21 protein-coding genes and 1 tRNA gene are annotated in these 23,933 nt (G+C 69.1%); 2 read left to right on the top strand and 20 right to left on the bottom strand.

Translation table 11 applies throughout. The annotated features are described in order from the left end of the window. Positions 1-141 precede the first annotated feature (141 nt). The 7 genes from AAID08_RS01710 to fdnG all read right to left on the bottom strand — a co-directional run bounded on the left by AAID08_RS01710 (position 142) and on the right by fdnG (position 9,327). Positions 142-237 (bottom strand) — tRNA-Sec (locus AAID08_RS01710). A 12-nt stretch (positions 238-249) separates the two neighbouring features. Continuing rightward, a complete protein-coding gene (selB, locus tag AAID08_RS01705) occupies positions 250-2,187 on the bottom strand; it encodes a selenocysteine-specific translation elongation factor (RefSeq protein ID WP_395757293.1) in 1,938 nt (645 codons plus the stop codon). Then, positions 2,184-3,644: an L-seryl-tRNA(Sec) selenium transferase gene (selA, locus tag AAID08_RS01700; protein WP_395757292.1), complete on the bottom strand. Its 1,461-nt coding sequence runs from the start codon at positions 3,642-3,644 to the stop codon at positions 2,184-2,186. The genes selB and selA overlap by 4 nt, the downstream gene beginning before the upstream one ends. Before the next feature lie 2 nt (positions 3,645-3,646). Then, positions 3,647-4,582: a formate dehydrogenase accessory protein FdhE gene (gene fdhE, locus AAID08_RS01695; protein ID WP_116792717.1), complete on the bottom strand. Its 936-nt coding sequence runs from the start codon at positions 4,580-4,582 to the stop codon at positions 3,647-3,649. A 126-nt stretch (positions 4,583-4,708) separates the two neighbouring features. Then, entirely contained in the window at positions 4,709-5,356 is a 648-nt protein-coding gene (locus AAID08_RS01690; RefSeq protein ID WP_049070779.1) for a formate dehydrogenase subunit gamma, read from the bottom strand. Beyond that, complete coding sequence (fdxH, locus tag AAID08_RS01685) at positions 5,349-6,248, bottom strand: formate dehydrogenase subunit beta (protein WP_054503641.1); 900 nt, start codon at positions 6,246-6,248, stop codon at positions 5,349-5,351. The genes AAID08_RS01690 and fdxH overlap by 8 nt, the downstream gene beginning before the upstream one ends. A 10-nt stretch (positions 6,249-6,258) precedes the next feature. Beyond that, positions 6,259-9,327 (bottom strand): formate dehydrogenase-N subunit alpha, encoded by a 3,069-nt coding sequence (gene fdnG / locus AAID08_RS01680; protein WP_156330790.1) that lies wholly within the window; start codon positions 9,325-9,327, stop codon positions 6,259-6,261. Positions 9,328-9,598: 271 nt separating this feature from the next. Between fdnG and AAID08_RS01675 the strand changes: the two genes are divergently transcribed. Both AAID08_RS01675 and AAID08_RS01670 read left to right on the top strand, forming a co-directional pair. After that, complete coding sequence (locus AAID08_RS01675) at positions 9,599-11,089, top strand: DUF1254 domain-containing protein (protein WP_395757291.1); 1,491 nt, start codon at positions 9,599-9,601, stop codon at positions 11,087-11,089. 77 nt (positions 11,090-11,166) lie between these two features. After that, positions 11,167-11,664: an acyl-CoA thioesterase gene (locus tag AAID08_RS01670; RefSeq protein ID WP_054503644.1), complete on the top strand. Its 498-nt coding sequence runs from the start codon at positions 11,167-11,169 to the stop codon at positions 11,662-11,664. Between the two features lie 182 nt (positions 11,665-11,846). On the opposite strand, the gene AAID08_RS01665 is transcribed toward AAID08_RS01670, so the two are convergent. The 13 genes from AAID08_RS01665 to ssuD form a co-directional block, all read right to left on the bottom strand. Further along, positions 11,847-12,860 carry a sterol desaturase family protein gene (locus AAID08_RS01665; protein ID WP_175167237.1) on the bottom strand — a complete coding sequence of 338 codons (1,014 nt, stop codon included), beginning with the start codon at positions 12,858-12,860 and terminating at the stop codon, positions 11,847-11,849. Positions 12,861-12,862: 2 nt separating this feature from the next. After that, entirely contained in the window at positions 12,863-13,657 is a 795-nt protein-coding gene (locus AAID08_RS01660; RefSeq protein ID WP_054503646.1) for a polysaccharide deacetylase family protein, read from the bottom strand. After that, on the bottom strand, positions 13,641-14,585 hold the full coding sequence (locus AAID08_RS01655; RefSeq protein ID WP_395757793.1) for a YncE family protein: 945 nt from the start codon (positions 14,583-14,585) through the stop codon (positions 13,641-13,643). The genes AAID08_RS01660 and AAID08_RS01655 overlap by 17 nt, the downstream gene beginning before the upstream one ends. A 210-nt stretch (positions 14,586-14,795) precedes the next feature. Next, positions 14,796-15,671 (bottom strand): DUF2950 family protein, encoded by an 876-nt coding sequence (locus AAID08_RS01650; RefSeq protein WP_395757792.1) that lies wholly within the window; start codon positions 15,669-15,671, stop codon positions 14,796-14,798. Between the two features lie 23 nt (positions 15,672-15,694). Next, positions 15,695-16,996 carry a DUF3300 domain-containing protein gene (locus AAID08_RS01645; protein ID WP_144656660.1) on the bottom strand — a complete coding sequence of 434 codons (1,302 nt, stop codon included), beginning with the start codon at positions 16,994-16,996 and terminating at the stop codon, positions 15,695-15,697. 119 nt (positions 16,997-17,115) lie between these two features. Next, positions 17,116-17,331 carry a molybdopterin-binding protein gene (locus tag AAID08_RS01640; RefSeq protein WP_006227327.1) on the bottom strand — a complete coding sequence of 72 codons (216 nt, stop codon included), beginning with the start codon at positions 17,329-17,331 and terminating at the stop codon, positions 17,116-17,118. A 92-nt stretch (positions 17,332-17,423) separates the two neighbouring features. Continuing rightward, positions 17,424-18,329, bottom strand: a complete 906-nt coding sequence (locus tag AAID08_RS01635; RefSeq protein ID WP_395757290.1) for an ATP-binding cassette domain-containing protein — start codon at positions 18,327-18,329, stop codon at positions 17,424-17,426. 25 nt (positions 18,330-18,354) lie between these two features. Continuing rightward, positions 18,355-19,188 (bottom strand): MetQ/NlpA family ABC transporter substrate-binding protein, encoded by an 834-nt coding sequence (locus tag AAID08_RS01630; protein ID WP_395757289.1) that lies wholly within the window; start codon positions 19,186-19,188, stop codon positions 18,355-18,357. Positions 19,189-19,204: 16 nt separating this feature from the next. Further along, entirely contained in the window at positions 19,205-19,867 is a 663-nt protein-coding gene (locus tag AAID08_RS01625) for a methionine ABC transporter permease (protein ID WP_006387310.1), read from the bottom strand. Further along, a complete protein-coding gene (locus AAID08_RS01620; protein ID WP_144656657.1) occupies positions 19,867-20,676 on the bottom strand; it encodes a methionine ABC transporter ATP-binding protein in 810 nt (269 codons plus the stop codon). Before AAID08_RS01620 ends, AAID08_RS01625 begins: the two co-directional genes overlap by 1 nt. Positions 20,677-20,704: 28 nt before the next feature. Further along, the gene (locus tag AAID08_RS01615; RefSeq protein WP_054499505.1) at positions 20,705-21,934 is read right to left on the bottom strand and encodes an acyl-CoA dehydrogenase family protein; all 1,230 of its coding nucleotides are present in this window, start codon (positions 21,932-21,934) and stop codon (positions 20,705-20,707) included. Positions 21,935-21,959: 25 nt separating this feature from the next. Next, complete coding sequence (gene ssuC / locus AAID08_RS01610; protein ID WP_116792706.1) at positions 21,960-22,745, bottom strand: aliphatic sulfonate ABC transporter permease SsuC; 786 nt, start codon at positions 22,743-22,745, stop codon at positions 21,960-21,962. Further along, a complete protein-coding gene (ssuD, locus tag AAID08_RS01605; protein WP_054434985.1) occupies positions 22,745-23,917 on the bottom strand; it encodes an FMNH2-dependent alkanesulfonate monooxygenase in 1,173 nt (390 codons plus the stop codon). Before ssuD ends, ssuC begins: the two co-directional genes overlap by 1 nt. Positions 23,918-23,933: the final 16 nt, after the last annotated feature.

Below are 23,933 nucleotides of genomic sequence, written 5' to 3'. Positions count from 1 at the left end.
TGGTCTTCGATATTCGATCCATCGTCCAACAGGCGCGGGTGGATCGGTACACTACGCCGTATCACGAGGCCAGAGGGACCAGACTCATCAATACAAGACCGGTCCGCCTGTTTCTGGCCGGACGACCATCGCGGAAAAGAATGGCGGAAGGCAGCAGGAGTCGAACCTACCTGGGAACGTCTGACGCCCCCAACCGGGTTTGAAGCCCGGCCGTGCCACCGGACACGGATGCCTTCCTCGAAAACCCGCCTATGATACCGCCTGCCCGGCCCCCAGATACGCGCTGTCCGTGCGCAGCACGTGCGTGTCACGCACCCGCCGTGTCAGCCCCGTCCGATCGAAGAATTCCAGGATCTGGATCGCGCGTTTGCGCCCCAGGCCGGTGGCATCCCGGAAGGCCGCCGCGTTCAACCCTTCGGGTTTGCCGGCAAGCGCGACCGCCAGCGCCGCCAGCTCCACCACCCGCTCGCGGTGATAGAACAGATCCTTCACCACCTGGGCCACCTCGCCACGCCGCAGCAGCTTGCGCAGCACCTGCCGCACGCGCTCCTCGGGCTCGCCCTGCGCGCGCGCCAGATCGCGCACCCAGGGAGGGTCGTAGGCGCCCGCGGCCAACAGCGGCAACAGGCGTTGCGCCAGTTGCGCCTCGGCCTCGGCCAGCGCCGCGGTGTGCCCCGGCAGATGCAGCCACGGCCCGTTGCGCAACACCCGGCCCTGCCGCTGCAGATCATCCAGCAGTCCCTGCCACAATGCCTCCGGCGCCGCCGGCAGCGCCATGCGGCGCAGGCGCGAACCGTCCGGCCCGGGTTCGTCCGGCGCGCCCTGGTGAAAGGTCGCCAGCGCCTGCTCCACCCGCGCCCGCAGCGCTTCCCAGTGCGCGGCCAGGATCAACGTGCGCGCGCCCTGCGGCGTGCGCGGCTCGATCCAGATCGCACCCTCGGGCGCGGCCAGGTCGCGCACCGCCCTGCCGGTCAGGCGTTGCAGCGCCGTCTCGTCCAGCCCCAGCACGGCCTGCGCCAGCAGCGGTTGCAGCGCGCCGCCGTCCAGCATGTCCGCCACGCCTTGCAGCCATTGCATCCGCGCCGGCGCGCGGCGCTTGCGGTCCGGCGCGTTCGGGTCGAGCACGCGGCCGCCGCCGACCGTGCGCGTGGCCTGCGCATTGCGCACGATGTAGCGATCGCCGGGCATCGCGCACACCAATTCGTCGAATACCAGTTGCACCCAGCCCGACTGGCCCGGCGCCAAGGCATCGGCCGACAGCGGCACCATGTGCGCCACGTGGCGCGCCGCGCCGATGTGCACGTGCAGCGGCGTCCAGGCCCGCAGCGGCGCGTCGGCCGAGGGCAGCAGCGTCAAGGCCACATCGACGTGGCGCGACGGCAGAAAGCAGCGCGCATCGGCAATCCAGTCGCCGCGCGTGATGGCGCTCTTGTCGATGCCCGCCAGGTTCAGCGCGCAGCGCTGGCCAGCCGCGCCAGTCTCGCTCGGCTGGTTCTGCGCGTGGATGCCGCGCACCCGCACCCGCGTGCCCGCCGGCATCAGGCGCAGGTCGGCGTCGTCGTCGCCGACGCGGGCGCGGCCGCCGTGCGCGGTGCCGGTGACCACGGTGCCGTGGCCGGCCAGCGTGAAGACGCGGTCCACCGCCAGCCGGAACAGGCCCGCGCCGTCGCGCGCGCCCAGCGCCTGCGCCGCGTCATCCAGATGCTGTTTGAGGCGCGCCACGCCATCGTCGCCGACGCGCGCCGCGCACACCTCGAACACGGGCGCATCCCGCAGGAAGGTGTCGGCCGCCAGCGCCGCGATCTCGCCGCGCACCGCCGCCAGCCGGGCCGGGTCGGCGCGGTCGGCCTTGGTCAAGGCCACCGCGCCGCGCGCCACGCCCAGCAGCGACAGGATCGCCAGGTGTTCGCGGGTCTGCGGCATGACGCCGTCATCGGCCGCCACCACCAGCAGACCGAAGTCGATGCCGCTGGCGCCCGCCGCCATGGTGTGCACCAGCTTCTCGTGGCCCGGCACGTCGATGAAGCCCAGCACGTCGCCGTTGGGCAGGGGCGTGTAGGCGTAGCCCAGTTCGATTGAAATGCCGCGCGCCTTCTCTTCCTTGAGACGGTCGGTGTCGACCCCCGTCAGCGCCCGCACCAGCGTGGTCTTGCCATGGTCGATATGGCCGGCGGTGCCGACGATCATGCGCGCGGCTCCGCGGATTGCGGCGCCGCTGGCGCGGCGGAGGGTTCAGCGAGTCTTCCGGCGAGTTGTGCGGTGAAGGCGGCCTCGTCGCGCGCCTCCAGGCAGCGCAGGTCGAGCCACAGCGCATCATCGGCGATGCGGCCGATCACCGGCACAGGCAGGTTGCGCAAGCGCGTCTCCAGGCGGTCCAGATGGCGGCCGGGGCGGCCCTTGCCGCGATAGCGCACCGCCAGCCCGTAGCTGGGCAACTGGTCCACCGGCAATGCGCCGCTGCCGATCTGGCTGAACATCGGCACCGCCTCGACCTCGTAGTCCGCGCCCGCCGCATGCGCCAGCGGGCCGCGCAGTCGTTCGGCCAACGGCTGGATCTCGCGCTGTGGCCGCGTCAGCAGGCGCAGCGTGGTCAGGCGCTGCGCCAGGAATTCCGGCGCGCGGTATAGCTGCAATACCGGTTCAAGCGCGGCCAGCGTCAGCTTGCCCACGCGCAGGGCGCGCTTGAGCGGGTTCTTCTTGATCTTGCGGATCAGGTCGGCGCGCCCGACCAGCAGGCCGGCCTGGGGGCCGCCCAGCAATTTGTCGCCGCTGAAGGTGACCAGGTCGGCGCCGGCGGCAATGGTCTCGCGCACCGTGTCCTCGCGCGGCAGGCCGAACTGGGTCAGGTCCACCAGCGTGCCGCTGCCCAGGTCCACCGTGGCCGGCAGGCCGCGCGCATGCGCCAGCGCCGCCACCTCGGCCACGCTGACGCTCTTGGTGAAGCCGGTGACGGCGTAGTTGCTGCAATGGACCTTCATCAGCATCGCGGTGCGCGGGCCGATGGCGTTCTCGTAGTCGGCGGCATGGGTGCGGTTGGTGGTGCCCACCTCGACCAGCCTGGCGCCTGCGCGCTTCATGATGTCGGGGATGCGGAAGGCGCCGCCGATCTCGACCAGCTCGCCGCGCGACACCACCACCTCGCGGCGGTCGGCCAGCGCGTTCAGCATCAGCAGCACGGCGGCGGCGTTGTTGTTGACCACCGTCGCGGCCTCGGCCCCGGTCAGTTCGCACAGCAGGTCGTCGATCAAATCGTCGCGGTCGCCGCGGCCGCCGCTGTCCAGGTCGAACTCCAGGTTGGCGGGCGTGGTCAGCGCGCGCAGCACCGAGGCCACCGCCTCGTCGGGCAGCAGCGCGCGGCCCAGGTTCGTGTGCAGCACGGTGCCGGTCAGGTTGTAGACGGCGCGCAGACGCGGGGCGGCGGCACGCGCCAGGGCGCTGTCGACGGCGGCGGCCACGGCGGCTTCCGCCAGGTCCGCGCGCGGCAGCTCGCCGGCCAGGGCGCGCTGCCGCAGGGCGTCCAGGTGCTGGCGCAGGGCCGCCACCACCTGCGTGCGGCCATGCGTGTCCAGCGTCGTGGCCAGCGCCGGCGCGTTCAGCAGCCGGTCGAGCGCGGGGATGTCGGCGGCGGCGGCGAACCCGGTCATGGCTATTCCTCCTCGGCGCCGTGCCACAGCAGCGGATTGCCGCTGGCGCGCGAATAGCCGGCCTCGCCCACCAGCACGTCCAGCATCAGGCTGGCGAGGTCGTCGGCCACCGGCTCCACGTGCAGGTCCTTGTCCTGGTAGAAGATCTTGCGGTAGGTATGGCAGCGGTCGCAGGTCTCGGCCTTGATGGCGGGCGCGCGGCCCTCGATGGCCTGGTAGGCCACGGATTCGACGTCCTCGCAGTGCGAACACTTGACCCGCACCATGTGCCACTGGGTCGCGCACAGGCTGCAGCACAGGTAGCGGTAGCCCTCGAACTGCCCGCCCACCCGCACCACGCTGGCCACCGGCAGGCTGGCGCAGACCGGGCAGACGCCGAAGGGCGAGGCCACCGGCAATTGCTTTTCGTCGAAGCGGCTGGCCAGGTCGGTCCAGTACACCTGCAGGGCGGCCATGACGAACGGCGCGGCGGCGCCGTCGACGCCGCGATGCTGTTCCGACAACACCGCCTCGGCCAGGTCTTCGAGCGATTCGGTGTCTTCATCGAGCGCGCGGCGCAACGCCGCGCAGACGTCCAGCGCCTCGGCCGGCACGTCCTGGCCGCCGGCGACCTCGTCGACCAGTTGGCGCAGGATGTCGCGCCACAGCGGGTCGCGCGGCCAGCCCACCGCCTGCAGCGGCGGCATGCCATGGGCCTGCGCCAGGGCGATGCGGTCTTCCGAGGCCGGCGGCGCGTTGCAGCCGCGCAGGGCATTGTGCTGGGCGTCGACCAGCCGCGCCATCAGCAGCAGATAGTCGGCCACCGGGCTATCCACGGCCAGTTGCCGCAGGCGCGCCGCGCGCGTCGCGAAAACCGAATCGCGCGCCGGCAACTGGATGCGGGGGATGGTGTTGTGGTCTAGCGCTTCGATCTCGCCGCGCGGAAGAATTCGCTGCAATTGCGTCTCCAGATAAACGAACACGGCTGCCGCCCCGACAGGGGGAGGCAGCCGTGCGGTGGGATCGGGCGGGATCCACCCGGCGGCGCCGCCACCGCCAGGTGGCGCCCGCCGCGCGAGGCCCGCTTACTTCGTCGTGGACTGCTTGCCGATTTGTTCCCGGAACCAGGCGCGGTGGTGCTTCCATGCCCAGCCCGCGGTCACGTAGCCACGCAGCATCGCCGTGAGCGAGCCCTTGACCCAGATCGCCGCATAAATATGCACAATGATCGCGCAAATCAGCACCAATGCACAAACGGCATGCAGCACCGAGGCGGCGCGCACCACCCAGATCGGGAAATAGAAGGCGAAGAACTCGCGCCAGATCACGATGCCGCTGACGAACAGCCCCAGCATGCACAGGATCAGCACATAGAACAGCAGCTTCTGGCCGGCGTTGTACTTGCCGACTTCCGGCAGCTTGTCCTCGCGGTTCTCGACCACGTCGTTGAGCTGGCTGAGCCACTGGCGGTCGGCCTTGGTCATCAGATTGTGGCGCCACATATGACCGGCGAACACCACGAAGCAGAAGAACATCACCAGCCCGATGAACGGATGCAGGATGCGGGTCCAGGGACCGCCGCCGAACAGGTTGGTGAGCCAGAACATCGATGGATGGAACAGCGCCAGCCCGGACAGCGCCAACAGGATGAACGTGAGGGCGATGATCCAGTGGTTGGTGCGCTCGCCGGGGGAATAGCGCTTGATCCGGCGGTGATGGCGGTCGTCACTCATGGCGGATCTCCTGTTCGGCGCGACGTTCGTCTTCCTCGTCGACCTCGTTGCGGCCGACGCGGGCATAGTGGAAGAAGCCGGCCAGCGCCGTCAACGCCATGGCGGCCACGCCCAGCGGCTTGGCGATGCCCTTCCACAGCGAGACCATCGGGCTGATCTGCGGGTCCTTCGGCAGCCCGTGGTACAGCCCGGGCTGGTCGGCGTGATGCAGCACGTACATCACGTGCGTGCCGCCCACGCCCTGCGGGTCATACAGGCCCGCCTGCTCGAAACCGCGCGATTTCAGGTCCTCGATGCGCTCGGCGGCGTGCTGCTTCATGTCGTCCTTGGTGCCGAACACGATGGCGCCGGTGGGGCAGGACTTGACGCAGGCGGGCTCCTGGCCGACGGCCACGCGGTCGGAACACAGGGTGCACTTGTACGCCTTGTGGTCCTTCTTGCTGATGCGCGGCACGTTGAACGGGCAACCGGTGATGCAGTAGCCGCAACCGATGCAGTTCTCTTCGTGGAAGTCGACGATGCCGTTGTTGTACTGGATGATCGCGCCCGGCGACGGACAGGCCTTCAGGCAGCCCGGGTCTTCGCAGTGCATGCAGCCGTCCTTGCGGATCAGCCACTCCAGGTCGCCCTGCGGGTTCTCGTATTCCGAGAAGCGCATGACGGTCCAGGAATGCTCGGTCAGGTCGGCCGGGTTGTCGTAGACGCCGACGTTGGTGCCGATCTCGTCGCGCAGGTCGTTCCACTCCATGCACGCGCTCTGGCAGGCCTTGCAGCCGATGCACTTGGAGACGTCGATCAGCTTGGCCACGGACCCGGTGATGGGTTCGCGGATGCCGGGCGGCGGCGTGGTGGTGGCCGAGCGCCGTTTGATGTCGAGGGATTGCATAGACATGAGCGCTCTCCTAGATCTTCTCGACCTGCACCAGGAACGACTTGAATTCCGGTGTCTGCGAATTGCCGTCGCCCACGAACGGGGTCAGGGTGTTGGTCAGGAAGCCCGGTTTGGCAATGCCGACAAAGCCCCAGTGGATCGGGATGCCGACGTGGTAGACGGTCTTGCCCTCGATGGTCAGCGGGCGCAGGCGCTTGGTGACCAGCGCCACCGCCTTGATGTAGCCGCGGTTGGACGACACCTTCACGCGCGAACCGTTGGCGATGCCCAGTTCCTTGGCCATGACCTCGCTGATCTCGACGAACTGCTCGGGTTGCAGGATCGCGTTGATGCGAACGTTCTTGGTCCAGTAGTGGAAGTGCTCGGTGAGGCGGTAGGTGGTGGCCACGTAGGGGAACTTGTCCACCGTGCCCATCGCCGCCAGGTCGTCCTTGAACACGCGCGCCGCCGGGTTGCTGGTGACGCCCTTGGCCTTCGGATACAGCGGGTTGTAGCCCAGCGGCGTCTCGAACGGCTCGTAGTGTTCCGGGAACGGCCCCTCGGCCATGCCGGCGCGCGCGAAGAAGCGCGCCACGCCCTCGGGGTTCATGATGAACGGGCCCATACCGCCGTCGGGGTTTTCATCGCCCTTGAAGTCGGGGATGTCGGCGCCGACCCAGGCCTTGCCGTTCCACGAGATCAGGCTGCGGCGCGGATTGAACGGCTTGCCCGCGACGTCACAGGAGGCGCGGTTGTACAGGATGCGGCGGTTGGCCGGCCAGGCCCAGGCCCAGTTCAGGGTCTGGCCGATGCCGGTCGGGTCGCTGTTGTCGCGGCGCGCCATCAGGTTGCCGCCGGGCCCCCAGGCGCCGGCGAAGATCCAGCAGCCGCTGGCGGTGGAACCGTCGTCGCGCAGCTCGGCAAAGCCGGCCAACTGCTCGCCGCCCTTGCGCGTGACCTTGGTCGGGTCCTTGGGGTCGACCAGGTCCACCAGCGCCTTGCCCGAGTATTCCTTGGCCAGCTCTTCCGCGGTCGGACTCTGCGGGTTGGAGTACGGCCAGGACAGGTTGACGATGGGGTCGGGGTACTTGCCGCCCTCTTCCTGGTACATCTTGCGCAGGCGCGTGAAGATCAGCGACATGATCTCGATGTCGCTCTTGGCTTCGCCCGGAGGCTCGGCGCCCTTCCAGTGCCATTGCAGCCAGCGCCCGGAGTTCACCAGCGCGCCGTCTTCCTCGGCGAAACAGGTGGTGGGCAGGCGGAACACCTCGGTCTGGATCTGCCTGGGATCGACGTCGTTGGCCTCGCCGGCGTTGCGCCAGAATTCCGAGGTCTCGGTGACCAGCGGGTCCATGATGACCAGGAACTTGAGCTTGGCGAAACCGGCGTTCAGCTTGGCCTTGTTGGGCGCGGCCGCCAGCGGGTTGAAGCCCTGCGCCAGGTAGCCGTTCATCTTGCCCTGGTTCATCAGCTCGTAGACCTGCAGCATGTCGTAGAGCTTGTCGAGCTTGGGCAGGTAGTCGAACGCCCAGTTGTTCTCGGCGGTCGCGGCCTTGCCCCACCAGGCCTTCATCAGGCTCACGTGGAACTTGCCGTAGTTCTGCCAGTAGCTGAGCTGGTTCGGCCGCAGCGGCTTGAGCGCGCGCGCGGCGATGTACTTGCCGTAGTCCTGCTCGGGCTCGTTGGGCAGCGTCATGTAGCCGGGCAGCAGATTCGACATCAGGCCCAGGTCGGTCAGGCCCTGGATGTTCGAGTGCCCGCGCAGCGCATTCATGCCGCCGCCGGCGATGCCGATGTTGCCCAGCAGCAGTTGCACCATGGCGCCGGTGCGGATGATCTGCGAACCGATCGAGTGCTGCGTCCAGCCCAGCGCGTACAGGATGGTGGCGGCCCGGTCGGTGGTGGCGGTGGACGCCAGCATCTCGCAGACCTTCAGGAACTTGTCGCGCGGCGTGCCACAGACGCGTTCGACCATCTCTTCGGTATAGCGCGAGTAGTGCTTCTTGAGCAGCTGGTAGACCGAACGCGGATGCGCCAGCGTCGGGTCGGTCTTGACGTAGCCGTCGTCGCCGCGCTCGTAGTCCCAACTGGCCTTGTCGTAGGTCCGCTTCTCGGCGTTGTAGCCGGAGTACAGGCCCGCGTCGAACGCGAAGTCCTCGCGCACGATGTAGGAAAAGTCGGTGTAGTTGCGCACGTACTCGTGCTGGATCTTGTCGTGATCCAACAGGTACTTGATGACGCCACCCAGGAAGATGATGTCGGTGCCGGTGCGTATGGGCGCGTAGAAGTCCGCCACGGATGCCGAGCGCGTGAAGCGCGGATCCACGACGATCAGCTTCGCCTTGTTATGGGCTTTCGCTTCCGTGACCCATTTGAACCCGCACGGGTGGGCCTCGGCGGCATTGCCGCCCATGATCAGTACTACGTCCGCGTTCTTGATGTCGACCCAATGGTTCGTCATCGCTCCACGGCCAAACGTCGGGGCAAGACCTGCCACCGTCGGGCCATGTCAGACACGGGCTTGGTTGTCGAACGCCAGCATCCCCATGCTGCGCACGGTCTTGTGCGTGATGTAGCCGACCTCGTTGCTGCTTGCCGAGGCGGCCAGCATGCCGGTGGTCAGCCAGCGGTTGACCGTCTTGCCGTCTTCGGTCTTTTCGACGAAGTTGGCATCACGGTCGGCCTTCATGAGCTTGGTGATGCGGGTGAGCGCGTCGTCCCAGGAGATCCGTTCCCACTTGTCCGAACCGGGCGCCCGGTATTCCGGGTACTTCAGGCGGTTGGGGCTGTGGATGAAGTCGATCAGGGCCGCGCCCTTGGGACAGAGCGTGCCGCGGTTGACGGGGTGGTCGGGGTCGCCCTCGATGTGCATGATGCTGGCGCGGGCATTCTTGGCGCCATCGCCCAGGCCATACATCAGCAGACCACAGGCGACCGAACAGTAGGGACAGGTGTTGCGCGTTTCCGTCATGCGCGCAAGCTTGTACTGGCGCACCTCGGCCATGGCCGTGCCGGGGGCTACCCCCAGCAATGCCAGGCTCGAGCCAGCCAGCGTGGTACCGGTCACCTTGAAGAACTGGCGGCGGTTCATGTTGACCATGAAGCACTCCTCTCCGGGTGAATAAGGGGAAAGCGCGGGCCGGTCCGGGGAAAAGCCCTACGATTTCCAAGGATTTGCAAGCAAGTATAGGCGCAGCGCGGGCGAGTTGCCATGCCTTGCGTCCCCGGAACGCAAAATCGGTCAATGAGAACGATTTACGCCCAGGATCGGCGTTTTTCGCGGATTTTGGATGATCGCGAGACTGCTACCATTGCCGACGGCGGGTTCCGGCCCGCTTTTCCGCCCGTCCCGCATTCCCGTTGGAGCGCCGATGCGCCGTCTTGCCCCCCTGGCCCTGTCCCTGTCGCTGGCCGCCCCGAGCCTGGCGCCCGTCCCCGCGACCGCCACGCCGGCGCTGAGCCCCGCCGCCGCCACCGAGTCCGCCCGCGAAGCGGCGATGGAAGGCTATCTGTACTTCTATCCGCTGCTGACCCTCGACCTGACCCGGCGCCAGTTCACGCACCCCGCGCAAGGCGCCGACGGCGCGCCCGCCAACACCTTCCAGCACACGCGCACCCTGCCCCGCCCCGGCGCAGCCGCGCCCTGGGCCAACCCCGACATGCTGCGCAGCGCCGCCTGGCTCGACCTGACGGCGGGTCCCGTGGTGCTGTCGACGCCTGACAGCCATGGCCGCCTTTACACCCTGACCCTGCTGGACATGTGGAACGACGCCTTCGCCACGCTGGGCAAGCGCAGTACCGGCACGGCGCGCGGCAACACGGCGATCGTGCCGCCGGGGTGGAGCGGCACGCTGCCCTCCGGCATGCCGCGCATCGACGCGCCCACCGCCTACGTCTGGGCCCGCGTCCTGATCCAGGCCGACGGCCCGGCCGAGTACGCCGCGGTCAACGCGCTGCAGGACGGCTTCACGCTGACCCCGCTGGCGCAATGGAACCTGCCGCCGCAATCGCAGCGGATCAAGGCCGACCCGTCCCTGGATCTGAAGACCCCGGTGCGCGAGCAGGTCGATGCCATGCCGACCGACGCCTTTTTCGTCCGCGCCGCCGAGCTGCTGCGCCGCAACCCGCCGCACGCCACCGACCAGCCGGTGCTGGCCAAGCTGCGCCGGGTCGGGCTGATCCCCGGCCGGCCGTTCGATTTCGACAAGCTCGACAACCCGGTCAAGCAGGGCCTGCGCCGCGGCCTGCGCGAGGCGCGCGAACGCATGGAAGCCGCCGCTGGCGCCACCCTCAAGAGCGTCAACGGCTGGCAACTGGAGACGGCCAGCCTGGGCGTCTACGGCAATGCCTACCTGCGCCGCGCGCTGGCCGCCCAGGCCCAGCCGGGCTCGGGCCTGCCCGAGGACCTGACCGCGTTGCTGCTGGCGGCCGACAGCCTGGGCCGACCGCTGGATGGCGCGCATCGCTATGTGCTGCATTTCGACAGCGGCCAGTTGCCGCCGGCCAGCGGCCTGTGGTCGCTGGCCGCCTATGACGGCTCGGGCCTGCCCATGGCCAATCCGGTGGACCGCTACTCGCTGGGGAGCCGCGATCCGCTGCAATACAACGCCGACGGTTCGCTCGACCTGGTGCTCAGCCGCGCCGCGCCGGAGCCCGGCGCCCAGGCCAACTGGCTGCCGCTGGCGGCCAGCGGCCCGGTCTACGTGCTGCTGCGCGCCTACGGCGCTGGCCCGGCTCTGTTGGACGGGCTGTGGACGCCGCCGCCCGCGGTGCGCGACGAGCCGGCGCCCGAACCCGAGGCGCAACCGGAGCCGGCGCCAGCCGCCCAGCCTCCGACGCCCGCGCCCGCGAAGAAACCCTGACAAACCTGCTGGGGACGGCGATATGACAGGGTTTCGCCACTACCATAGGCGTTTTGTCGCCGAGTAGAACGCCCGCCATGGACGAAGCCTTTAGCCACCAACTGTCGATGACCATCCTGATGACGCCCGATATGGCGAACTTTTCAGGCAATGTGCACGGCGGAACCATCCTCAAGTACCTGGACCAGGTCGCCTACGCCTGTGCGAGCCGCTACGCCGGCCAGTATGTGGTGACGCTGTCCGTCGACCAGGTCGTGTTCCGCGAGCCGATCCACGTCGGCGAGCTGGTGACCTTCCTGGCGGCGGTGAACTACACCGGCCGCACCTCCATGGAAATCGGCATCAAGGTGGTCACCGAGGACATCCGCAGGAAGCTGGTGCGCCACACCAATAGCTGTTACTTCACGATGGTGGCGGTGGACGACAACGGCGCCCCCACCGCGGTGCCGCCGCTGGCGCCGCGCAACCTCGAGGAAAGGCAGCGCTTCGAAGCCGCCCGCCTGCGCCGCGAGCTGCGCCAGGAAATGGAACGGCGCCACGACGAAATCAAGCGCGAAACCACCCATGAGGGGTGAACGCCCCCACGCCGCGCGCGCTTCGCACGCTAGCTGCCCCCCGAGGGGGCTGCCCGCCCTTGGGGCGGCCCGGCGGGCGGGCGGCTATTCTTGCGATGAGCGGCGTCCAGGTCGCAGGTGAGCGGACATGAAAACCGGGCCTTGAGGCCCGGTTTTTTTTGGCGACGGCGCAACGCGGCGCGTCACGCGCCTTCGGCCGCGCCCGGCGGGCGCGACGGTGGCGCCGTCATGGCCGGTTCGCGGTCGCGGCCGACCATGCGCTTGAGGCCGAGCCACTGTTGCGACCAGAAGCCCTGGCCGTAGTCGCGGCCGCCCAGTTCCGGCTGCTGGTCATGGATGCCGGTGGGGCCATAGCCGACGCCGAAGCGGGCCGAGCGGAACAGTACGTCCCAGACCGGGAACAGCGCGGCGAAGTTGTAGCCGCCGGCCGGGCCCGGCGTCGAGGCGTCATAGGCGATGGAATGGTGATGGCGGTGGAAACGCGGGCTGACCAGCAGGCGTTCGCCGATGGCGCCGAAGTGCATGCGCAGGTTGGCGTGCGAGAAGCTCTGCGCAAGCTGCGTGATGGCCACGATCGCCACGAACTGCGCGGGCGGCACGCCCACCAGTTGCGACACGAACACCACCACGACGTCGCGCAGCATGTCGTCCAGCAGGTGGTTGCGGTCGTCACTCCACATGGTCATCTGGCGCTGGCTGTGGTGCACCGCGTGCAGCGCCCAGAGCCAGGCGAAACGGTGCTGGGCGCGGTGGTACAGGTAGTCCACCAGGTCGAACAGCAGCAGGTAGATGATCAGGCTGACCCAGGCCTGGTCGGTCACGCCGGGCCAGTACTGGTCGAGCTGGAACGGCGCGAAGCCCCAGATGTGCAACTGCCCGAAGATGCTGTCCCAGAACGGATCGATGGTGAAGAACAGCGCCAGGCGGAACACGCCCAGGCGATGGATCAGCGTGTAGAGCACGTCGATGCCGATCTGGCGGCGGTCGGTGACCGGCTCGACCGGGCGCAGGCGCTGCAGCGGGCCGAACACCAGCAGCAGCACGGCCACCTGCAGCAGGCCGACCAGCAGCCACATGGTGGCGTCGTAGCCGTCCTCGATGAAATTGCTCAGGCCCAGGTGGAACAGCGCCGGCTGCACCAGGGTTTCGAACAGCCATTGCTGGCAGTTCCCGAACCATTGACTAAGCGTATCCATGATCAGTGATGCGTGGCGATCCAGTCGCGGTAGGCGGGATGCGTATCCAAAGTGGCAAAACAATAGCCCTTGCGCTGCAGGCCTTCAATCAGCGGCTCCAGCACGGCGGGCGCCCAGGGGTCCTGGCGCGACCAGATGCCCAGGTGGGCCAGCAGGATGTCGCCGGGCTTGATGGTGCGCAGCGCCTGGTCCAGCAGCTTGGCGTTGGGGTACTTGTCGCTGGGCAGTTCGTCGCCCAGGAAGCCGGCCGGCGCCCAGCCCACGTGCTCGAAGCCGCAGGCCTTGGCCGCGCGCAACAGGGCCGGCGAGGTCTTGCCGCCCGGCGCGCGGTACAGCGGCAGCATCTGTTTGCCGGTCATCTGCGTGAAGCGGGCGGCGGAGCGCTTGATCTCGGCGCAGTACTGCTCGGCGGTCCAGGTCTCGCGCTTGCCCGTGTCGGGGCCGGCGCTGGGCTTGACGCGGAACTTGCCGTCCGGCAGGTCGCCCTGCCAGTAGACGTGGTCGTAGGTGTGCGAGCCGAACGCGTGGCCCTCGGCCGCGCGCGCCTTCCACCACGGCGCCCACTGGTCGTCCAGGCTGCTGCCGTCGGTCAGCGTGCGCTCGTTGGCCAGGAAGAACGTGACCTTGACGTGGTGGCGCGCCAGCACGTCGGCGATCAGCGGCGCCACGCCCATGTGGCCGGTATCGAAGGTCAGGTAGACCGGCTTGTCACAGGACGCGGGGGCCGCCGTGGCGGCCTGCGCCGCCAGCGCCAGGCAGACGGCGGCGGCCAGTTGCCGTTTAGCGGGTCGCCGCATGGTTCAGCGTCCAGACGCCGTGCGGCGACTTGCCGACGTTGACCTGCTTGACGACCTTCTTCTGCTCCAGGTCGACCACGGTGAGCTTGCGGGCCCAGCGCGACGTGACCAGCAGGGTCTTGCCGTCGGCCAGCACGTCCATGCAATCGGGGCCGCCCGGCACCGGGAAGGTGTCGACCACGGCCAGCGTCTGCAGGTCGATGCGGCTGATGGAGTTGGCGGTGCGGTTGCTGACGAACAGGTGGCGCTGGTCGCCCTGGGCGCGGAAGGCGTGCGCGCCGGCGGCGGTCTTGATGCGCGAGATCAGCTTGGCGGGGCCTTTGCTGACGTCATAGGCCTCGACGTAGGAATCGCCGGTCAGCGCCACCAGCAGCGTTTTCTGGTCGGGCGTGAGGAACACGTCGGCCGGGGTCTTGCCGACCGAGACGGTCCACTTGGGCGTCTGCGTGGCCAGGTCGATGGCGATGAGCTGGTCGCTGTCCTGCAGCGTGACGTACGCCGTGGTGCTCTTGGCGTCGATCATGATGTGGCTGGGCGTCTTGCCGGCCGGGATGCGCTTGACCAGTTTCAGGTCGAAGCCCTTTTCCAGCGGCTTCCAGGCGTAGATGTCGATGTGGTCCAGGCGGTTGGCGGCCGTGACGAACCACTTCATGTCCGGCGAGAACTGCAACTGGTAGGGATCGACGATGCCGGTCAGGGTGCGCTGCACCTCGCCGGTCTTGGGATCCATCAGCGTGATCGAGTCGCCGGTGGCGTTGGCCACCATCAGCGACTTCTTGTCAGGCGTGAGATACAGGTGGTGCGGTTCCTTGCCCGTGGGGACGCGCCGCAATTCCGTGTACGTGGCGGGATCGACGATGCTGACGTTGGCGTCCAGGGAGTTCAGGACGAAGATCGGGGCCGACGCCGCGGCGGCGCTGAGCGCCATCCCTGCGCCCAGGATGGCGCAGCGGACAAAATGCAAGGGATTCAATTTCCAGGTCCGACAAAAGGGGATCGGGCACCGATCCCAGCGCTCGCCATTTTGGCATAGCCGCCTGTCAAAAAACCGTAAATCCGACCGTCCGGGCCATGCGACAGCCAGGTTGCGGCACGGCTACAACGCTCGCGCCGCCACACCTGCAACAATCGTAAAAAATCATTTGGCGCCAATGGGTTGCGGCGTGATGTTGTTCCAGGTTCCGAACGACACATCGGTGCCCTGGAGCGTGGCCGCGCGGCGCGCCGTGGCCGGGCCCAGGTCAGCCTCGCGCACCCCACCCCGCGCCCCGATAACAAAACTGCGGATGCCGGTATGCCCGTAGCGCGCGGGCCAGGCCAAGATCCCGTAGTCCTGCCCGTCGCGACCGGGCAGGACCTTGTAGCGATAGCCGTAGTAGGCGTCCGCCACCGGCACGTCCGGTCCCATCGCCAGCGCATCGGGGCCGAAGGCCTGCGGCGGGTAGCCGGGCAGTTCAGGCCAGTACAGTCCGTCCAGCGTGCCTGGCCGGCTCACCAGGCGGTCGGCGTAGCGGCCCTGGCCCACGCCGTCGCGGTAACGCGCCTGTGCCGCCTGCAACTCGCGCAGGGTGTCGATGGCGTTCAATTCGTTGCGGCCGATGCTGCGCCGCTGGATCTCCGCCTTGCCGGCGGCTGGATCGAAGCGCCATCCCCGCGCCACGCGCACAATGGGCACCGGCATGGTCCAGCCCGAATCGCCCACGCCCAGCCAGGCGCGCCGTTCGCCGTCGGCCACCACCTCGTGCTTGCGGGACCAGGCCGCCAGGAAACGATAGACATCGTCCTGCCCGACCCCGCCCGGCACGATATGGCGATGGTCCGGCCCCAGCACCTTGGCCAGGGCCACGGGGTCGCTGGTGGCCAGCGCCTCGCCAAAGGCATCGGCCGCGGCCTCGGGCGTGGGATAGACGCTTTGCGCCGCGACGGGCGTGGCCAGCAGCGCCAGCGCCAGCCAAGCGACGCTGGCGGCCCGGCGCGACCACCGGCCGGGGGCACGGACGAACGCGTTCATCATCGAAACTCCGCTGATCATGGTGACTACCTCCGTCCGCCGAAATGTCCGCCACCGCCGCCGATATGACCGCCGCCTCCGCCATGCCAGCCTCCGCCCCCGCCGCGTGGCGCGACCCGGGACTCGCCGCCGCGCTGCACCTGCTGCCGCATGCGATCGCCATTGCCGGCGTCACGCAGGGCGCTGCCGCCGTTGTTGACGCGGGCGCGGTCGCGCGCGGCGGCCGCGTCGGCGCGCTGCCGCTGCGCCGCCGCCTGCCGGTCCTGCGCCGAAAGGTGGCCCGGCCCCTGGGCCCGCGTGCCCGCGCCGCCCTGCCCCAGGTTGCCGCCGCGCGGTCCGGTGTGTCCTTCGATGGGCTGGCCGGTGCGTCCCTGGAACGATTGCGCGGCGCGCTCGCGGGCCGCGTCGCGCGAGCCCGGCGCAGGCGTGGGCCGTCCCTGCGTCCGGTTCCGCAGCCCGGCCTGGCGCTGGCCGTCGAACTTCTGGCGAGTGGCCGCATCCGCGTAGGGCGCGTTGCCGCGGTTGGCGGCGTTGTGCTGCCAGGCGACGTGGTTGCCATTGATGTTGGCGGCGTTGATGCGCTGGTTGACGTTGATGTTGTTGTAGCGGTTGACGTTGATGTCCACGTCGTTGTGGCCCCAGTCGAAACCGCCCCACAGGGAATCGACCGCGGCCACGCCCAGCCCAAAGCCGATGCCGGCCACCAGCGAGGTGGCGAACACCGAGCCCGGCGGCGGCGGGTAATAGGCGGGAGGATAGGCCGGATACGGCCAGGCGCCATAGACCACGGTGGGGTTGTAGCTGGGCACGTAGATCACCTGCGGATCGGCCGGCTCGATCACCACCACGGTCTTGCCGCCGGTATCGGTCGAGGTGACCTTCTGCTGCGGCGTGCTCTTGAGGTTGCCGGCCTGCTTGGCCTGAGCCCGCAGCCGCTGCACCGAGTCCATGACGGCGTCAGGCTGCGCCAGGAAGGCGTCGCCCACCGATTTCACCCAGGCGGGCTGGCGCCCCATCATGTCCATGACCGATGGAAACGCCACCAGTGACTTGACGCTGGGATCCCAGGATTCGCTCTCGACGGCCTTGACGGCGGCGTCGCCCGACTGGCCGGCATGCGCGGCCGACCATTGCGCCGCGGCGGCAATGTCGTCGGGATAGGTGGCCCCCATGAGGACCTGTGACAGAAGGGAGTCGGGGTAGAGCGCCACCGGCGCCAGCAGTTGGTCCAGCTGCCCCTTGTCCAGCTTGGTCTGCGCCGTGGCGGGCAGGCAGATCGCCAACCCGAGGCACAGACAGCCGAGGAACCACGCTTGCAGTCGACGCATTTCCCGTTCTCCGTGATCGCAACGCAAAAGCCACAAACCTGGAGTGAACCGCCGGATACCGCGCAGACAATATATACCGAAGCCGGCGCCGGACAAGCGCCGATTTCGGCGGCGGGCGCCTACAGCTTGGCGACCGAAACCTCGGTGGCCTTGACGAAGGCCAGCACCTCGGTGCCCACCTGCAGGTCGAGTTCCTTGACCGAGCGGGTGGTGATGACGGACGTGACGATGCCGGCGGGGGTGTCCACGTCGACCTCCGAGACCACCGGGCCCAGGATGATTTCCTTGATCTTGCCGCGGAACTGGTTGCGGGCGTTGATGGATTGAATGCTCATGGTCCTGCTCCTGAAAAAATGGAAGGATTTCCGTTGGGTCCCGCTCGCGCCGGGGCGGCGCTTGCCGGGAAAACCGCACAGGCGGCCGCGGCCTAGACCGCGAGCCGCAGGTGCCGTATCTGTATGACCGGCGCAAGGGGCCTGTCCGCCGCCGCTGGCGCCTCCTGCTTCATCACCACCCGCAGCACCCGCGCCTCCAGCGCCGCGAAGGCGACCGAGCCGCGCGCGCGCGGCCGCGCCAGTTCGACGCGCTCGTCCAGCACCACGCGGCCCTCGTCGATCACCAGGATGCGGTCGGCCAGCGCCACCGCCTCGCCCACGTCGTGCGTTACCAGCACCGCGGTGAAGCCGTCGCGGCGCCAGATGTCCTCGATCAGTTGCTGCATGCCGATGCGGGTCAGCGCGTCCAGCGCGCCCAGCGGCTCATCCAGCAGCAGCAGGCCCGGCCGGTGCACCAGCGCGCGGGCCAGCGCCACGCGCTGGCGCTGGCCGCCGGACAGTTGCGCCGGCCAGTCTCCGCCGCGGTCGCCCAGGCCGACCTGGCGCAACACCTCGGCCGCCTGGGCCCGCGCCTGCCCGGGCAGGCCCAGCGCCACGTTCTGCGCCACGCTTTTCCACGGCAGCAGGCGCGCGTCCTGGAACATCATCCGGACCCGGCTGTCGGCCGACCATTGCGGAAAGTTGTCGAACAGCACCGGCGAGCGCGACGGCACGCCGCCCTGCGCCGCGCTGGGCGTCTCCAGCCCGGCCAGCAGGCGCAGCAGGGTGCTCTTGCCGCAGCCGCTCTGTCCCACCACCGCCACGAACTCGCCCGGCGCGATATCCAGGTCCAGCCCCTTGAGCACCTGGCGCTCGCCATAGCGCTTGGAAAGCTGGCGCAAGGTCACGCGCAGCGCGGACCGCGCCGGCACGGCGTCCGCGGCCTGCGGCTCGCGTTCACCGCGCCCGGGCACGTCCAGGTGCTGCAACAGCTCGAACTCGTTGGGGTTGACGAACATGGCGTGGCCTCCGGGCGCCGCGTCCTCAGCGGGACGCCGCCAGCTTCTGCTGATAGTCGGTCTTGACGAAGCCGGCGAACGATTTCTCGGTCACCGCCAGGAACTCGGGCGAGGCGTAGGCCGCGGCGATGTCCGTGACGAACGGCTTGTCCAGGTCGGCCGTGCGCACCGCCACCAGGTTCTGGTAGGTGGGGGTCGTCTTCTCCAGCGCCAGCGCCTCGGTCAGCTTCAGGCCCGAGGCCAGCGCGAAGTTGCCGTTCACGAACGAGTAGTCGGTGTCCTCCAGCGAGCGCGGCAACTGCGCCGCCTCCAGCGGGATAAGCTTGATCTTCTTCACGTTCACGGCCACGTCCTTCTCCGATACCCGCAACGGGTCGTAGCCTTCGCGCAGCTTGATCCAGCCCAGCTCCTGCAGCACCACCAGCGCGCGCGCCTGGTTGGTGGGATCGTTCGGCACCGCCACGCTCACGCCCTCGGGCGCGGCGTCCACGCTCTTGTACTTGCGGCTGTAGATGGCGATGGGCGCGGTCGGCACCTTGACCAGCTCCGACAGCTCCAGCTTGTTCTTGGCGGCGAAGTTCTGCAGGTACACGATGTGCTGGAACGCATTGGCGTCCAGCGCGCCTTGCGCCAGGGCGAAGTTCGGCTGCACGTAGTCGTTGAATTCGACGATGCGCACGGTGTAGCCCTGCTTCTCCAGGATCGGCTTGATGCCGAGCTTGATCTGGTCGCTGTAGGGGCCGGCGGTGGCGCCGAAGACGATTTCCTTTTTGGCGGGATCGGCGGCCAGCGCGGCGCCGGACAGCGACAGGACGGCGGCGGCCAGCGCCAGGCTCAGGAGATTGCGTTTGACGGACATGGGATTCCTCTCGGGATCAGCGTTTGTCGATGCGTCGCGCGACGGTATTGCCGGCGAACTGGATGATCTGCACCAGCACCACGAGCAGCGCCACGGTCAGCACCATCACGTCGGTCTGGAAGCGGTAATAGCCATAGCGGATGGCCAGGTCGCCGATGCCGCCGCCGCCCACCACGCCGGCCACCGCGGAATACGACAGGAAGCTCACCGCCAGCACGGTCAGGGCCAGCACCAGCCCGGACCGCGCTTCCACCAGCAGCACCCGGCGCACGATCTGCAGTTCGGATGCGCCGGCGGCGTGCGCGGCCTCGATGACGCCGCGCGGCACTTCGCGCAGGCACTGCTCGACCAGCCGGGCGAAGTACGGAATCGCCGCGAACGACAGCGGCACCGCCGCCGCCACCGGGCCGATAGAGGTGCCGGCAATGACGCGGGTGAACGGCACCAGCGCCACCAGCAGGATGATGAAGGGGAATGAGCGCACGGTATTGACCGTCCAGCTCAGCAGCCGGTGCGCCAGCGGGCGGTCCAGCGACTGGCCCGGGCCGGTCAGGAACACCAGCACGCCGAGCGGTCCGCCCAGCAGGATCGACGCGGCCAGCGCGATGCCCAGCATCAGGAAGGTCTGGCCGACCGCCACGCCCAGTTCGGGCAGCAATTGCACAAAGGTGTCCAGCATCAGGCGACCTCTTCATAGGGATGGGTGGCTTCGCGGATCAGCTCGCGGCCGAGCGCCGAGGTCAGGTGCACGCCGGCGCCGGAGATCTCGGCCTGCTCCAGCACCTGGCCGTTCTCCATCACGGCGACGTGGCGGCACAGCGCCCGCACCACCGCCAATTCGTGCGTGACGATGACGATGGTCACGCCCAGGCGTTTGTTGATGTCGCGCAGCACGCTCAGCACCGAGCGCGTGGTCTCGGGGTCGAGCGCCGAGGTCGGCTCGTCGCACAGCAGCACCGCCGGCTCGCTGGCCAGCGCGCGCGCGATCGCCACGCGCTGCTTCTGGCCGCCGGAAAGCTGCGCGGGATAGCTGGCGGTCTTGTCCGTCAGGCCGACAATCTCCAGGCACTCGCGCACCCGCGCCGCGACCTGCTCGCGGCCGCGGCCGCCATGCACGCGCAGCGGGAAGGCCACGTTCTCGAACACGGTCTCATTCTGCAGCAGGTTGAACTGCTGGAAGATCATGCCGATGTTCTGCCGCGCGGCGCGCAACGCCGGCTTGCCAAGCGCGGTCAGCTCGGTGCCGCCGACCCGCACCGTGCCTTGGTCGGGGCGTTCGAGCAGGTTGATCAGGCGCAGCAGCGTCGACTTGCCGGCGCCGCTCTTGCCGATGATGCCGAAGGTGTCGCCGGCGCGGATCGACAGCGACACGTCGCGCACCGCGTCGAAGCGTCCGGCGCGGGTGGCGAACGACTTGCTCACCGCGTCCAGCCGGATCAGCGGCTGTGGCAGCGAGGCCGGTTCGGGTAGGGAGGAAAGATCGGTCATCGGCGAATCAGGGTGAGAGTCATGCGCATCAGGAATACGCGGTGGGTTCGGGGATCTGGTCCAGCAGCGCGTAGCGGCCCAGGTCGCGGATCTTGTAGGCCACGGGGTCGTGCAGGGTGTGCACGCGCGCGTTGCGCCAGTAGCGGTCGTAGCCATAGCGCGCGGCGGTGGACGAGGCGCCGGTGACGTCGAACAGGCCGTTGCCCACCTCCAGCGCGGCGCGATGCGCCAGCACCTTGGCCTGGGCGCCGGCCACCGCCACCTCGCCGCGCTCGTCGGCGGTCAGCGACGGACCGCGGGCCAACGCCGCGTCGAGCCGCTGGCCAGCCAGGTCGGCCAGCGCCTGCGCCGCCTGCACCCGCAGCCAGAATTCGCCGAAGCGCTCCTGCACGTAGGGGTCGTCGGCATGGCGCTGCACGCCCGACGCGAACCAGGGCCGGGCGTCATCGCGCACATAGCGGCGCGCTTCGCGGAAGGCGCCGCGGGCGATGCCCAGGTACAGGTTGGTCATGATCAGTTGGGCCACCTGCGAGCGCAGCGTGGCGCGCGGCGTGGGCGCGACGCCAGGCGCCTGCAGCACCTGCACCGGCTCCAGGCGCACGTGGTCGAAGCGCACGGTGCCGCTGTCGGTCTGGCGCTGGCCGAAGGCGTCCCAGTCGGGATTGACGGTGATGCCCTCGGCGCGGGTCGGCAGCGCGGCGATCAACGCCGTATCCGAGGCCTTGTGCCAGGCGGAGAACGTCAGCAGGTCGGATCCGACCGAGCCGGAGCTGAAGTTCTTGACGCCGTCGATGCGGTAGCCGTCCAGTTCCGGCCGCGCCACCACCCGCCGGTCCAGCGGATTGAGCGCATTGCCCCAGAACAGATTGCGTTCGACCGTGGGTTTCAGGAAATACGCGTGCTGTTCAGGCGTGCCATAGAGCAGCACGCCCGCCACTTGCAGATGATGGAAGCCGAACACGTGCGCCAGCGCGCTGTCGGCCTCGGCCAGCGTGCGCACCGCCGCCAGCACGGTCGACCAGTTCGCGCCCGCGCCGCCGTATTGGGTCGGCACCGACAGGCGCAGCAGGCCGCTGGCGCGGATCTGTTCGCGCTCGGCCGCGGCGTGGCCGCCCCGGCGGTCGCGCTCGACGGCGGTGGCGGCCAGTTGATCGGCCAGGGCCTGGACGGCGCGCGGGATGTCGTCGGCCGCGCGCGCCGGCGCGGCGCCGGCGGCAGGCGCGCGTGCAGTATCGGGGTCGGTCTGGATCTTGGCCATGGAATCTCTTCGTCGGTAAGGCGGGTCAGGCCGGCCGGTAGGCCGGGTTCCAGCGCAGCAGGCGGCGCTCCAGCAACCGCGCCAGGGTGTCGGCCACCTTGCCCAGCAGCGCGTAGAGCAGGATGCCCAGCAGCACCACGTCGGTCTGCAGGAATTCGCGCGCGTTCATCGTCATGTAGCCGATGCCCGATTGCGCCGAGATGGTCTCGGTCACGATCAGGATCACCCACACCAGCCCCAGCGCGAAGCGCAGGCCGACCAGGATCGACGGCAACGCGCCCGGCAGGATCACGTCGCGGTACAGGCGCCAGCCCGTCAGGCCGTAGGAGCGCCCCATTTCGATCAGTGCCGGATCGACCGAACGGATCCCGTGGAAGGTATTCAGGTAGACCGGGAAGAACACGCCCAGCGACAGCAGCGCCAGCTTCGCGGTCTCTTCGATGCCGAACCACAGGATGATCAGCGGAATCAGCGCCAGCACCGGAATGTTGCGGATCATCTGCAAGGTGGTGTCCAGCAAGGTCTCGGCAGTGCGCGAGGAACCGTTCAGCAAGCCCAGCGCCAGGCCCAGCCCGCCGCCCAGCAGCAGGCCCCACAGCGCCCGCAGCGCGCTCACCCGCACGTGCTGCCAGAGCTCGCCCGACGCCGCCAGCGACCAGGCCGCGGCCGCCACCGCCGACGGGGCCGGCAGGATGCGCGACGACAGCCAGCCGGCCTGCGCGGCCAGTTGCCACAGGCCCAGGATCAGGGCGGGGACCAGCCAGGGCGCCAGCGCCGCGCGCCAGCCGCCGGGCTTGCGGGCGTCGGCCATCAACTGGCCGCTTCCTTGGGCACCAGTTCGGTGGCCATGACCTCGCCGAACGGCCCCGTGAGCACCGTGTTGCCGACCTGCTTGCCGCCCTTGCCGGGCAGCAGCGGGAACACCAGCTCGGCAAAGCGGTACGACTCTTCCAGGTGTGGATAGCCGGAGAAGATGAAGGTCTCGATGCCCAGGTCGGCGTATTCCTGGATGCGCGCGGCCACGGTCTCGGGATCGCCCACCAGGGCGGTGCCCGCGCCGCCGCGCACCAGGCCGACGCCGGCCCACAGGTTGGGCGAGATCTCCAGGTGCTTGCGGCCGCCATGCTCGTCGTTGAGCTTGCCGCCGTGCAGCGCCGCCATGCGGCGCTGGCCTTCGGAATCCATTTTCGAGAATGCCGTCTGCGCGGCGCGCACGGCGTCCTCGCTCAGGTGGCTGATGAGGGCGTCGGCGGCGGCCCAGGCGGCCGCCTCGGTCTCGCGCACGATGACATGCAGGCGGATGCCGAAGCGCACCGTGCGCCCATGCCGCGCGGCGCGCGCCTTGATGTCGGCGATCTTTTTCGCCACGGCCTCGGGCGGCTCGCCCCAGGTCAGGTACACGTCGAGCTGCTCGGCGGCCAGTTCGTGCGCGGCCTCCGATGAGCCGCCGAAATACAGCGGCGGATACGGCTTCTGCACCGGCGGGTAGATCACCTTGCCGCCCTTGGAAACCAGTTGTTCGCCTTCGAAGCTGTAGCCCTCGGCCTCGTGGCTGTTCTCCAGGATGCCGCGCCAGATGCGCAGGTAGTCGGCGGTGATGGCGTAGCGCTCGTCATGGCTGACGAAGACCCCGTCGCCCTCCAGCTCGCCGGGGTCGCCGCCGGTCACCACATTGACCAGCAGCCGCCCTTCGGACAGGCGGTCGAAAGTGGCGGCCATGCGCGCCGAGAACTGCGGCGAGCTGACGCCGGGGCGGATCGCCACCAGGAACTTCAAGCGGCGCGTGGCGCCGATCAGGCTGGACGCCACCACCCACGCATCCTCGCAGGAGCGGCCGGTGGGCAGCAGCACGCCGTCGTAGCCCAGCGTGTCGGCGGCCACCGCCACCTGGCGGAAGTAGTCGTAGCCGGCCGCGCGCGCGCCGCGGCTGGTGCCGAGATAGCGCGAATCGCCGTGGGTGGGAATGAACCAGAAGACGTCCATGGAATGCCTGCCCTTG

This window comes from Achromobacter sp. EB05 (assembly GCF_044232075.1).
GTDB classification, from domain to species: Bacteria; Pseudomonadota; Gammaproteobacteria; order Burkholderiales; family Burkholderiaceae_B; genus Achromobacter; species Achromobacter dolens.
The sequence above is the reverse complement of the archived record's forward strand: the minus strand, read 5'-3'. Positions and strand labels throughout refer to the sequence as shown.